Genomic DNA, 13,033 nt, shown 5'->3' with positions numbered 1-13,033 from the left:
GGACGCGGCGATGCAACGAGAGTGGGCCGACGCGAGCCATCGCGCACCGCGGCTGCGGAGCTGCGCGGAATGGCGTCGAGATTCGGTTTTGCGGTCATTTAGAGCCACCGGTGCGACACGGGATCGGGCGCGAAAACGGGGCGCCGTCGTAGCAATGTATGCATTCGCCCATGCGGTGACGAGAGCCCGTCCGCGCATGGGTACGAATCGTGTAAGTAAAGGCCTGCATCGACTTGGAGGCCTTGGATGCGCGCCGTTGGATTGGTTCTTGTCGCAGCTCTGACCGCCGCCGGCGCGTGCCGGACCCGCCCCGTTTCGGTTCTGGTGCCCGAGCAGGGTCCCGACGTGGCCGATCTGACGCCGATTTCGGCGACGGGCGACACCAGTTGGCGCGCCTCCGCTGCGCTCGATGTGTCGTCGCACATCGGCGGCCCACATGTGCCATCGAACGCCGGACCGATGCTGCCCCCGGCGCCACGGCCAGTTGCTCCGGCCGCGCCGGCCGCGCCACCAACCGGGCTTGCCGCGCTCACTCCCGAAAATGCAAACGCGCAGCCCACCGCCGCAGACTTCGATGACGACGAAGGCTCGGCGATTCTGCACGCGCAGGTTCTGCTCGACCGGGCGCACTTCTCGAGTGGGGTTCTGAACGGCAAGGCCGGGCAGAACATGAAGAAAGCAGTCTACTTTTTTCAGGACGCCAACGGCCTGCCCAGCACCGGCCGAATGGACTCGACGACATACGCCAAACTCGCCGCGATCACGAGCGGAGCGGAAGCCGTCGTGCAGTACACGCTGACGGCCGAGGATATTCGCGGTCCGTATCGGTGGATTCCGGCAAGCGTGTATGCCCAAGCCGAGCTTCCGTGCGAGTGCTACGCATCGGCGCTCGAGATGCTCGATGAGCGTTTCCATACGGTGACCGACATTCTGCATCGACTGAACCCGACCGTGAACTTCGCGGCGCTCACGGTTGGTATGTCGCTCTGGGTGCCGAACGTCGAGCCGTTCGACGCCAACCGCATGGGTCGCGCGACGAACGAGAAGACGATCGTGAAGATTCACGTCGCGAAAAACGGACGGTATCTCCACGCGCTCGCGGCCGATGGATCCATCGTCTTTCACTTTCCAACGACCGTCGGTTCGGAGTACGACCCGTCGCCAAGCGGCGTGTACCGAGTGACGGACGTACAGTGGCACCCAGTGTTTCACTACGACCCGTCGTTGTACTCAGACGTGCCGGACTCTCGCCCGCGCGCTACGCTGCCGCCCGGTCCGAATTCTCCGGTCGGCATCGTGTGGATCGCAACGACGAAAGACCATGTCGGCATTCATGGAACGCCGTTGCCGCACACGATTGGACTCGCGAGCTCTCACGGTTGCGTGCGCTTGGCCAACTGGGACGCAGCGCGCCTGGCGGCGGCGGTGCGACCCGGAGTTACGATCGAGTTCGTGAACTAGCGACGAGAATCAGGGAATCGGCTTTCCGTTTTCGTCCACGAGCACGACCGGCGCGATGTTCGCCGCACGGAGCGGCGCTTCGATCACGGTACGATCACCGACGACGACGATCGTGGTGTGCGACGGATCGATGTACCGCTTAGCCGCCGTCGCGAGATCGCTCGTCGTAACGCGATTGATGCCGGCGATGTAATCGGCGTAGTAGCTCGCAGGCAGATCGCTGTTCGCCACGATGTTCAGCCGATTCGCGATTTCGTCCAGCGTTTCAATTCGCGTCGCGAGAGATCCGACGGTAACCGACCGCGCGAACTCCAACTCCTTTTCGCTCGGCGGTCGCGCTCCGGCGAGTGCGTTCAGTTCGCCAAGCCAGACGACGAGCGCGCTGTCAGTCTTCACCGCGTCCACGTTCGACGAGCCGAAGATCGACGATGGATCATCGACGCGGCGCCACACCGGTAAGTGCGACACAGCGTACGTCAGTGGACGTCCTTCGCGGAGACTCTGCGTCAGTCGGCTTCCAGTTGGTCCGCCGAAGAGCGCGCCGAGTTGTTCGAGCGAATAGAAATCGCTGGTCGAACGAACGGGGCCACTCTGACCGATGAATACAGTGCTCTGCGGCGAGCCAGGGCGATCGAAGAGATAGATGGTGGTTGGTTTTGGTACCGGCGGTGGCGCCACGGCAACGACCGCGCGATCTCCGGTACGCTGCCAACCACCAAAGACCTTCGTGACGGACGCCATCAATGCGCGGTCCGACACATCGCCAACGATCGTGAGCGTCACGTTCTGCGGTCGCACGTACTGATCGTGCAGCTTGACGAGATCATCGCGCGTGATCGACGCGACGGTCGACGCCGTCACTCGGCGAGCGAACTGGTGCGTCGCCCCAAACACCATCGCGTTGAAGATGCGAAGGCCTGGGGTCGCGGAAATACCTTCGGCGCGTTGCAGCCCTGCGCCGATCGCGGCCTTTCGTCCATCGATCGCGTCGGCGGGAAACGTCGGGTGCATGAGCATGTCGCCCATGACGGCGAGCGAACGATCAAACGCCTCGGTCACGGTCGTGAAGCGCGTCGGCGTCAGCGGTGATCCGAGCTCGTCGATTGCCTGCGCGAGCTGATTCCCGGTCATCGACGATGTGCCGTCGCGCATCATGAGCGTATCGAGCGTGAACAGGCCTTCCTTGCCCGCAGGATCGAGCAACGCGCCGCCTTCGATGGCTGCACGCACTGCAACGAGCGGAAGCGCGTGATTCTCGACAAATCGTACAGTCAGCCCGTTCGGCAGCGTTTCCACACGAACGGCTGGGAACGTCACGGGCGGACGCGGAGGAATCGCTGGTCGCTTGCTGCGGTCGAGCTGCTGCGCGCCGGCATCACGCACGAGCACAGCGGCGAAGGCAATAATGCCAAGCGTTCGCGAGCGAGACACGAGGGTTGCGGTCATGGGCGTGCCTCCGCCGGCGGGCCGGACGAGAGCTTCTCGTATTTACGATCGGGCTTGCTGATCAAGTCGAGCTTGCCCGCGGGTATCATGCTCAGCACAACGCGTCCGGGCACGAGATACTTCGCGGCGGCACGCTGGACGTCTGCACCCGTGAGCGCCGATGCGCGATTCACTTGCTTGGCGTAGACAACCGGGTCGCGCGCCCAACTTTCGCCCTGCGCCAGGGTGTCGGCGCGAAACAGTCTGCCCTGCAGGCTCGAGATCGCCGTCACGGCATTCGCATTCTTGAATCGATTGAGCTCGCGTTCGGTGGGCGGCGTTTCGCGCCACACGCGCACGGCGCTGTCGATCACGTCTTCGATCACGCTGAGCGACGCGTTGGCGCGCGGCACGACTTCGACCTGAAATACTCCGCCATTCTCCACGTCGAAGTGTCCAACGTTCACGAACGTCGCCAGCTGTCGATCATACACCAGCGCCTTCACCAACCCTGATGAACGATCGCCTTGCATTGCCGAGGCGAGCGCGTTGAGCGCGAGCTTGTCGTCGTTCGCGAAACCGGCACCCGGCCACGCTACACGCAGACGCGCGTCGCGTGCACGCCGGTCTTCGAGGACGATGCGTCGATCGGCGGTCATGGGAGTCGGCCGCATTACTGGATGCGTCACGACCGCACCGCGCGGAATCGATCCGAAGTACTTCGTGATCATCGCGCGCACTTTCGCAATTTCGAAATCACCGCTGATCGAGACGATCGCATTGTTGGGCACGTAATACGGGGCACAAAACGACCGCATCTCACCGTAGGTCGCGCGGTTCAGATCGTCCATCGGACCGAGCGGGTCGCGATACGGATGCTCGCCGCCGTAGAGCGCGGTGAGCGTGATGTCCTGCGACGTGCCGAACGTCAGATTTTCGCGGTTCGCCTGGCGCTCGTTCCTGATCGCGCCGCGAACGACGTCGAGACGAGTCGAATCGGTAGCGCGAAAGGGCGTCGACATACGATCCGCCTCGAGCCAGAGCGTCGTCTCGAGCAGATTGCTCGGCACCGTTTCATAAAAGAATGTTCGATCTTCGCTCGTCTCGGCCCATCGGCTCGACGTGCCACCGCCGGCGCGAATCGTCGCCATGAACTGCCCTGCCGGCACGTTCGGCGAGCCTTCGAAGAGCATGTGCTCGCACAGATGTGCGAGACCGGTGCGACCGGCTTGTTCGTCCTTCGAACCAATGTGGTACGTCACGCCCACGCCGACGATCGGCGATGAGTGATCCTCGTTGAGCAGTGCCACGAGTCCATTCGGCAGTTCGACGCGCGTGAACGGAAGCGGTCGAACGGTGATGGGCTTTTGCGCCACGCTCGCCTGGAGCGCAAGCGCGGTGGCAGCAACTGACGCCATCACGCTGCGTCGCGTCATGCCGAGGGTCGTGTGCATTCGATTCGATGGAAAGGGCGGGAAGGGCGGAACATCTCTGTGAATGTCTTACGAGTTGCGAGCCGGTGCGCAACACCTGGCCGTCGCCTCGTGGGCATTCCTGCCAATGATGAGTATCGACGCCCAAGTGCCGAAGGTTGAGTCCGCGCCGCCAGGGGCGAGCCGCGTCCCCGTTCGACGGTCGCCGCCTCGGACGGCGCGGATTATGACAAAGTTGGCAGTGCAGTCGTTTTTCATTTCTCAATTTGTACGCGGACGGGTCTATGCTTCGCCCCGGTTTCGCACGTTGTACGTCGTGCATTCAGCGCACCCTCGTTGTCACAGGCGTGCTTGCAGTTCTCTCCTCACCCGCATCGAGTCAGATGCTTCGTACCGAGACCACTGGGACAGTGGTCGGCGCCGTGGTCATGAAGGAGAACAGCCTTCCTCTGCCGTACAGCACCGTTTCGGTACCGGCGCTTTCTAAACAGCGATTCACTAACGATAGCGGAACGTTCACGTTCACTGACCTTCCGGTTGGCCCGACCAAACTTCGCATCCGCCATCTCGGCTACTCACCGGTCGACATCACGGTCGATGTTCGTCCGGGGGGCGTGGACACAGTGCGCGTCGTGCTCTCGCACATCGTCGTGCAGCTCTCGCCCGTGCAAGTGCGCGCCGATGCCGAGTGCGTGGAACCTGGCGTGCCAACGGCGCTCGGAGATTCGGCGTTCCTGACTGTGTTCGACCAGCTTCGACTGAACGCCGATCAATATCGCCTTCTCACTGACCACTATCCGTTCCGCACGCTCACCGAACGACGTCTCGCTCACACGCTGGTGAATGGCGATCTCCGAATCGACAGTGTCGATACGCTCGTCATCGACAGTCGGTTGCGCTGGACATATCGACCGGGCGACGTGCTCACGCGCTCGGGTCAGACGCGATACAACAGCGGTACGCTGATGTTGAACATTCCGACGATCGCACAGTTCGCCGACCAGCCGTTCCTCGACAATCACTGTTTTTACAACGGTGGTACCGAGACTATCGACGGCGTCGAGCTGCTGCGCGTTGACTTCGTGGCTGCGGCACGTATCAGCAGCCCCGACGTCAGCGGGTCGATGTACCTCGATCCCAAGACCTTCCAGATTCGCCGCTCGGTGCTTCGGCTCAGCCGAATCCCGCGCGAAGTCGCTGGACTGCTTGGCACCGAAGCCGTGACGGTGTTTCAAGAAGCGCTGCCATCGGTGCCGGTGATCGCAGGTATCACGTCGGTCAATCGCCTCGACACTGATCGTCGACGTGGATCGTCGACGGCATTCATGAACGAGCAGCAAACGCTGCTCAAAGTCGAGTTCATGAATGGGCGACCCGGCGAGCAGGCGCGCATTCCGTAAAGGCGTCCTGAGTCGCGGACAATCACCGTCCGCGCGAGGGAACAACCTCGCACCGCGTGGCGGACGGTGATCGAACGATCGAGTCAATGGTATGACTCGGCGTAGCAACGAGATAGGAACGAGACGAACCGAGAAACCACGGCGCGATGCGCAAGGCATGACCTCTGCCTTGGGGTGGGTTGCACGACTCAAGATGGTTCGACGCCTCCCACCCAGAGGTTGGTATGTTGGTTTCACGTTTCGCGTTCGCGGCGCTGATCAGCGGCGTTGCTCTCTCGTCGGCTCCTGCACAAATCACAGGCACGCCGGACGAACACATTCCTAACGAGTTTGAACGCCGCAGCTCCGGCAGCATTGCGTTCACTCAAAGCCGTCCGCTTGGCGGACTTCAACAAAACATTGGCTTCGGCTACGGCGTCGACGGTGCGTATCAGTTCCGGCTCGATCAGCGCGGCGCGCTCAGCCTGCGCGCCGACGTCGGGTTCCTGGGTTATGGACAGGAATCGTTTCGGGTTCCGTTCAGCGAGACCGTTGGCGGCCGAGTGGAAGTGAGGGTTCGCACGACGAACTACCTGCTTCCGATGAGTATTGGGCCGCAACTGACGTGGCCGAGCGGAAAGATCCGTCCGTACGTCAATGCCGGCGTTGGCTCGCAGTTCTTTTTCACCGAGAGCAGCGTCGACGGCACGAACAACGATGAAAACATCGCGAGCACGACGAACTACTCGGATTGGACGTCGACGTGGGTCGCGGGCGGTGGACTGTACCTCCCGGTGTACGAAAAGCTGACCAAAGTGCTGATCGACGTTGGCGTGCAGTACGTGGCTGGTGGGCGCGCGCGGTATCTCAAGCCGGGAAGCATTCAGGATCTTCCCAACGCGCAGATCGCGATCACACCGCTCGAGAGTGAGACGCATTTGCTGCTCGTGCGACTTGGTGTCAGGATCGGCCTGTGATTTCAATCGTCGATCCTACAGAGCTAGAACACGTACTTCGACCGACCGTCTATCGTCCGGACGTTGGACAGCAAATGGGCGACGAGCCTCCGGCGATCGACGATGCGCGATCAGCGCGTTCCGACGTCGGACGTGACTACGCGCCAGACTCGCCCGCCCTTGTCGTCGGTTAGGTAGAGCTCTCCGTTCGGACCCTGCGCGAGTCCGACCGGACGATGCGCGGCTGCGCCGGTGTTTCCGCCGGCGAAACCATCGATGAACGTTTCGTAGGCGCCGCTCTGCTGGCCGCCACTGAGCGGAACGAATACAACGCGAAAGCCTGCCTGTGGCTCCGGCGCGCGATTCCACGATCCGTGGAATGCGATGAATGCGCCGTTGCGGTACCTCGCGGGAAACATCGAACCGGTGTAGAGCAGCAGCGACATCGGCGCCCAATGACCTGGCATAGCCGCCACCGCGTTTTTCTTCTGATCGCACCGCTGTGTGGTCGTTCCATTGCCGCCGTATTCAGGCGCGAGCACGAGCTTTGACGCAGCGACGGCGTAGTAGCAGTAGGGCCAGCCGAAATCGTCGCCCTGATTGACCTGCACCAACTCCTCGCCCGGATTCTCGGCGCTGTACTTCGCGTCGAAGAGTTTGGGCCAGTTGTCGTACAGTTGGTCGCGGCCGTGCGTGGCGGCCCAGAGCGATCCGTCCGACGCGAACGCGAGCCCCTCAGAATTTCGAAGACCTGTAGCGAAGCGGTTCGACCCGCCAAAGGACTGGTTTAGCGTATTCGCATTGAATTTCCAGATTCCGGCGCGTGTCGACAGCTCGGGACACGGGTCGACTCCGACCGATCCCGCGGAGCGATCGCTCTGCTGACAGGAGTTGGTGTTGGAGCCAACGTTGACGAACAGATTGCCCTGCGCATCGATGGCGATGTTGCGCGCGTCGTGGCCGCCGGTGGGTAAACCAGTCACGACTACCTGGCTGGAACCAGAAGGCTGGAGCGCCCCGGTGGCCAACGGATAGCGAATGATCTGACGCCCCTGATCGACGTACAGATATCCGCCGTAGAGTCCGATGCCTGTCCCGCCGCTGCCCGATCCGATTTTCACGACACTGTCGGCGCGGCCATCGTGATTCACGTCGCGAAGAGCGATGACCGTAGCGCTGCCGCCCTGAATCGTGACGAAGACGTCGCCGTTCGGTGCGACGACGACGTGGCGCGCCGCGCCGATCGCGTCCGCGAAAACCGAAGCGCAAAAACCTGCGGGAAGCGTGAGCGACGCGTCCTGCGCTGCGCACGCGCCCGCGGCTACGGTGTCGAGGCGAGGTGCGGCCGAGTCGCGCGAGCACGCCATGCCCGACGCAGCTGCTGCGAACGTGGCCGTGAGAATGACTCGAGCGACCTTCATGGACGGCGGCTCCGGAACGAATTCACGATTTGCGAAGTTGTAAAGCATATGCATGCGTCCGCTCCCTCTGGCCCCAATCGAGGAAGCATCATATCGTGGACGTAGTTCCTCAACGAGAAGATTGCCGTCGTGCATAGACCGGTGCTGTGTCGTGTGACACGCGTCTGTAGAAACATTGGATTTGCCATTGGGCTCCTGTACGCCGGCCCGACGCTCGGCGCGCAGTCGTCACCACCGCGGTCGTCGGCGGACTCGATGGTCGCCGTGCCGGCGTACCGCGCACGACTGCTCGGCGTCTACGACGCTGACACCGGCCAACCGATCGAGGGCGCGGAGGTCTCTGACGTGTTGACGCACGCGTCGTCGCTCACGTCGAAGACGGGAACGGTCGCGCTGCTATTCCTGCCCGACAGCGGCAGCTTGATCAAGATCATGAAGATCGGCTATCAACCGATAACGATGGTCGCGGTGATCTCGCCGGATGACACCGTGCCGATCACGGTAATTCTCTCGCACGCCGCCCAAACACTGCCGACGGTGGTGTCGACGGAGACTGGCCGAAAGGCGATCTCGCCTGGACTGCAAGCATTCGAAGCTCGGCGACGGTTGGGCGCCGGAACGTTCATTACGGAGGAACAGCTCCGAAAAAGCGACAATCGCAAGATGCAGGACGTGATGATCTCGGCGGGGGCGTACGTCCAGTGTTCTAGAAAGGGCGGCCCACCATGCTACGTCGTCTCGACGCGCCAATCGGGCAAGTCAGCGTTGACGATCGGGTCGTGTTCGTTTGACGTGTACCTCGACGGTATCCGCGTCGATGAATCGCAGCGCGATCTCGATAGGATGCAGGTGAACGAGTACGCGGGGATCGAGATCTACAAGGGCGCGGCGACGATCCCGGCTGAGTACAACATGACCGGATCGTCGTGCGGCGTTGTTCTCATGTGGACGCGCGAACGGCACTAGGCGCTAGGCACTAGGCGCTAGGCACTAGGCGCTAGGCACTGGGCGCTAGGCACTGGGCGCTAGGCACTGGGCGCTAGGCACTGGGCGCTAGAAATTCGGAAGTTGCTATAGGAAAACGGCCCCGCAGAACTGTCTCCGCGGGGCCGTTCATCCAAATAAAACTTCATTCCGAATTTCTAGTGCCCAGCGCCTAGTGCCTAGTGCCTAGTGCCTAGTGCCTAGCGCCCAGCACCTGCCCAAGCCTACGCCTCCCACGACAAGCCGGTCTTTCCGAAGTGCCCGTAGTTCGTCGTCTGACGATAGATCGGATTACGCAGCGCCAATCGCTCGATCATCGCAGCCGGACGGTAGTCGAACGTCCGCACGTAATCCTCGGCAGCGCGCCAATCGCCCGTGCCAAACGTGTCAACGCGCACCGACACCGGTTGTGCACGACCGATGGCATACGCGACCTGCACTTCGGCGCGCTTGGCGAAGCCCTGCTTCACGACCTGTCGCGCGACGAAGCGTCCGAAGTACGCGCCGCTGCGATCGACCTTCGACGGATCTTTGCCGCTGAACGCGCCGCCGCCGTGACGGCCCATGCCACCGTACGAGTCGACGATGATCTTGCGACCGGTGACGCCGCAGTCGGCTGACGGTCCGCCTTCGATGAACTGGCCCGTCGGATTCACGAGCACTTCGACGTGCGGGCCGAACCAGTTGCCGAGTACTTCGGGAGCGATGCAGCTGGCGATGTAGTCGTGAATGTCGGCGTGCGCCGCGTCGGCCGTGTGCTGTGTCGATACAAGCACCGTCTCGACGCGCGTCGGCTGATTGTCTTCATAGCGAACGCTCACCTGCGTCTTCACATCGGGGCGGAGCCAGCCGCGCTCGTTCTGCTTGCGCGCTGATGCCACGCGCTGCGACAAGCGATGCGCGAGCTGGATCGGCAGCGGCATGAGCTCCGGCGTTTCGTCGCTCGCGTAACCGAACATGATGCCCTGATCGCCCGCGCCGCCCGTGTCCACGCCCATGGCGATGTCGCCCGACTGCTTGCTGATGAACTGAATCACCTTCACGCCGTCGGCGTTGAAGGCCTCGGACGAATCGGTGTAGCCGATCTCTCGAATCGCTTGGCGAGCCACGGCCTCGTAGTCGACGGTGGTGCGCGACGTAATCTCGCCAGCGAGCACGACCTGTCCGCTCTTGCACAACACTTCGCAGGCGACGCGGCTGTTTGGATCTCCCGCCAAGTGCGCGTCGAGAATCGAGTCGGCGATGTAATCGCAGACCTTGTCCGGGTGACCTTCGCTGACCGATTCCGAGCTGAACGTGTAAGAGCTCATGTCATCTCCGCCTGATGCGTCGCCTGGAAAAAGAAAAAGCCCCCGACCGTTTCGTCGCGGGGCTGTTGCTCGCCCAAGGACTTAGACGGGTTATGGCGGGGCCACGGGGCTCCCGGTGCGCGGCCCGTCAAATCGGGGAAATCGCCGCGCGAACCGGAACGTACTTGTTGCATCAGCGCAGTCAAGTCATCGCGAGCCATTGGATGACCAATCCGTACAGCAGGCGGTTGGGCAAGTAGCTGCTGTTGGTTCCATGGCCCGAGAACTCGAGGGATGAGCGCATGAAAGTACGCGGTGTGATGTTCACGATCGGTTGTTCGCTGCTCGGGTTATTGTCCGCCTGTGCGGGCAGCACCGTCGATCCAGGCCCGTCGGGGCGCGCGGCGTCGAGGACGGCGTTGCCGCGTCCGCTATCGCCCGCCGAACAGAGCGTGCTCAGCGCATCGAACGATTTTTCGTTCTCCCTGTGGAAGACCATCAACGCCACGCAAAAGGACTCGAACGTTTTCGTTTCACCGCTCAGCGCATCCTTCGCGCTTGGCATGACCATGAACGGGGCGACGGGCCAGACGTTCGACGAAATGCGCTCGGCCCTCAAGTTCGGCAACGCATCGCTCGGCGCGATCGACTCGGGATACAAATCACTGATCGGCCTTTTGACTTCTCTCGACCCGGCGACGACGATGAAGATCGCCAACTCGATCTTCTACCGCTCGGGCTTTCCGTTCAATCAGAGTTTCCTCAGCGACGCCGCGACGTACTTCGACGCACAGGTCACCGCGCAGAATTTCTCGGACGTTGCCGGCACGCTCTCGGCCGTGAACGGCTGGGCGAGCGCCAAGACCAATGGCCGCATCCCCACGGTGCTCCAGAGCGTCGATCCGCTCGACGTCATGTACCTGATGAACGCGATCTACTTCAAGGGCAATTGGCGCGACAAGTTCGACCCCGCAAATACGCGCGATGCACCGTTTCACGCAGCGACGGGCGGCGATCAAACAGCGAAGCTGATGTCGCGGCAGGACAAGATGGCATACGCCGAGACGCCCACGTACCAGGCGGTCGATCTCGCGTACGGCGACTCGTCGTTCACTATGACCGTGCTGCTGCCCAAAGCAGGCAGCGACGTCGAATCAGTCGCCGCTTCGCTCACACCGGAGTCCTGGCAGACGCTGACAAGCAGCTTTCACACCGCTGAAGTGAATCTTTCCTTTCCGAAAGTCACGTTCTCGTGGAAACGAAAGATGATCGACGACATGAAGGCGCAGGGCATGCGCCTCGCGTTCGATCCAGGTCACGCGGACTTCACGCGAATGTCCACCGCCGGCAAAGATCTCTACGTGTCACTGCTCCAGCAGAACACCTTCGTCGCGATCGACGAGGTCGGCACTGAAGCCGCGGCAGTCACGATCGTGGGAATCTCACTCACGTCTGCGCCAGTGGTGACGACGATGCGCGTGGACCGACCATACATTTTCGTGATTCGCGAACGATTGTCCGGCACGGTGCTGTTCATGGGCAAGATCGCCCGCATGCCCGCGGCCACCTAGATAGCCATCAGGGAACGGTCAACATCCCGACGGCCCCGCCAAGGTCGTCGGTGATGCGCGGGAGATTGGCAGGCGTCGTCCATTCCCCGCCGTCAATGCGAAGCGCGATGCGATGCAGTCCCGGCGAGAGCGCGCGACCCAAGCGCCATACATTCCCGTCGCGCGACAGAGCGACCGGCGACCAATTGGTGAAGTCGCCCATCACTTCGACCGACGACGCGCCTTCGCTCCGCACCTCGATGAACTCTCGACTCGCCATCAGTGTCGGACCGCGCGGCTGAGGTTTCCTCGAGCCAATCGAGGCCTGCGGTCGCACCGCGAGGCGAATCGCCACGCTCGCGTACTGCGTGCGCGGAACACCGCGCGTCACATCCTCGAGCGAACGCCCAACTGCGGCAACGACGGCCGCGTGCGGCAGGATCCAAAGTGCGGCGTCAGCCGAGCCCCAGCCCGAACCGTGGCCCACACGCAAACCGCCAGTAGCGCCGATCGACAGCGGTCCTCTGTCGCGCCGCCACGTTGCCGAGACATCCGCATACGAAAGGCGTGCGATTTCCACCTGTGCGATCGGTGAACTCTGCGGCGTGTTCACGAACGACACGCTACCGATAAACCGATCGTCGCCGACGATTCGCCAAAGGTCTCCCTGGCCGTGATACAACGCGCCACCAACACCACCATCGACGCTCACGTGGCCAAGACCGAACCCAAGCGCGCCGCCGAACGACGATCGGCCGAGATGCACGCGCGCTAACGCTTCCCCGCTGGTCGTCGTTGTCGCGTTGGTCTCGCTGAAACCGCTGAACGATCCAGAGAGCTCCCAGCGGAAACCGCGTTGCGCCGGACCAAGCAGCGACGCGACCGCGACACCCTGAGTCGTCCAGCGATCGCTCGTGGTGCGCGCGGCAAGAACGCTCGACCGAAACCACGCGACATCGCCAAGGACTTCCGCACTCGCGCCAAACGTCGACGCATTGGATTCCGGAATCTCCGATTGGCGCAGATGCGCGAGACCCGCGTCGGCGGAGACCTGCCACTGCGCCGTCGATCGCGCGGGAAGCGCCGCGAGAACAAAACAAAGGGAGATGAGCCGAGCTCGGCGCATCTCCCAAAG

At 62.5% G+C, this 13,033-nt stretch carries 10 protein-coding genes; 5 read left to right on the top strand and 5 right to left on the bottom strand.

Going from position 1 to position 13,033, the window contains the following annotated elements:
• The first annotated feature begins 345 nt into the window (after positions 1–345).
• The gene (locus tag AC6H4Z_RS02240) at positions 346–1,461 is read left to right on the top strand and encodes a L,D-transpeptidase family protein (RefSeq protein ID WP_497545107.1); all 1,116 of its coding nucleotides are present in this window, start codon (positions 346–348) and stop codon (positions 1,459–1,461) included.
• Positions 1,462–1,470: 9 nt separating this feature from the next.
• Here the strand turns inward: AC6H4Z_RS02240 and AC6H4Z_RS02235 are convergent, their stop codons facing one another.
• Together AC6H4Z_RS02235 and AC6H4Z_RS02230 are read right to left on the bottom strand one after the other, a co-directional pair.
• Complete coding sequence (locus AC6H4Z_RS02235) at positions 1,471–2,907, bottom strand: M16 family metallopeptidase (protein WP_497545106.1); 1,437 nt, start codon at positions 2,905–2,907, stop codon at positions 1,471–1,473.
• Positions 2,904–4,340, bottom strand: a complete 1,437-nt coding sequence (locus AC6H4Z_RS02230; protein WP_497545105.1) for a M16 family metallopeptidase — start codon at positions 4,338–4,340, stop codon at positions 2,904–2,906. The genes AC6H4Z_RS02235 and AC6H4Z_RS02230 overlap by 4 nt, the downstream gene beginning before the upstream one ends.
• A gap of 362 nt (positions 4,341–4,702) precedes the next feature.
• Here AC6H4Z_RS02230 and AC6H4Z_RS02225 point away from each other — a divergent pair, with 362 nt between their 5' ends.
• Positions 4,703–5,719, top strand: coding sequence for a carboxypeptidase-like regulatory domain-containing protein (locus tag AC6H4Z_RS02225; RefSeq protein WP_497545104.1), 1,017 nt, complete (start codon positions 4,703–4,705; stop codon positions 5,717–5,719).
• Between the two features lie 224 nt (positions 5,720–5,943).
• On the top strand, positions 5,944–6,675 hold the full coding sequence (locus tag AC6H4Z_RS02220) for a hypothetical protein (protein ID WP_497545103.1): 732 nt from the start codon (positions 5,944–5,946) through the stop codon (positions 6,673–6,675).
• Between the two features lie 110 nt (positions 6,676–6,785).
• Here AC6H4Z_RS02220 and AC6H4Z_RS02215 read toward each other — a convergent pair whose 3' ends face one another.
• The gene (locus AC6H4Z_RS02215; protein WP_497545102.1) at positions 6,786–8,075 is read right to left on the bottom strand and encodes a PQQ-dependent sugar dehydrogenase; all 1,290 of its coding nucleotides are present in this window, start codon (positions 8,073–8,075) and stop codon (positions 6,786–6,788) included.
• A 153-nt stretch (positions 8,076–8,228) separates the two neighbouring features.
• Between AC6H4Z_RS02215 and AC6H4Z_RS02210 the strand changes: the two genes are divergently transcribed.
• Positions 8,229–9,041, top strand: coding sequence for a peptidase associated/transthyretin-like domain-containing protein (locus AC6H4Z_RS02210; RefSeq protein WP_497545101.1), 813 nt, complete (start codon positions 8,229–8,231; stop codon positions 9,039–9,041).
• A 242-nt stretch (positions 9,042–9,283) separates the two neighbouring features.
• On the opposite strand, the gene metK is transcribed toward AC6H4Z_RS02210, so the two are convergent.
• Positions 9,284–10,369, bottom strand: coding sequence for a methionine adenosyltransferase (gene metK / locus AC6H4Z_RS02205; protein ID WP_497545100.1), 1,086 nt, complete (start codon positions 10,367–10,369; stop codon positions 9,284–9,286).
• Positions 10,370–10,650: 281 nt separating this feature from the next.
• Here metK and AC6H4Z_RS02200 point away from each other — a divergent pair, with 281 nt between their 5' ends.
• Positions 10,651–11,919, top strand: a complete 1,269-nt coding sequence (locus tag AC6H4Z_RS02200) for a serpin family protein (RefSeq protein WP_497545099.1) — start codon at positions 10,651–10,653, stop codon at positions 11,917–11,919.
• Positions 11,920–11,926: 7 nt separating this feature from the next.
• Here the strand turns inward: AC6H4Z_RS02200 and AC6H4Z_RS02195 are convergent, their stop codons facing one another.
• The gene (locus AC6H4Z_RS02195; RefSeq protein WP_497545098.1) at positions 11,927–13,024 is read right to left on the bottom strand and encodes a glycogen-binding domain-containing protein; all 1,098 of its coding nucleotides are present in this window, start codon (positions 13,022–13,024) and stop codon (positions 11,927–11,929) included.
• Positions 13,025–13,033: the final 9 nt, after the last annotated feature.

It is taken from the genome of Leucogemmata humicola, assembly GCF_055379415.1.
This window is presented reverse-complemented; position numbering and strand designations above follow the sequence as displayed.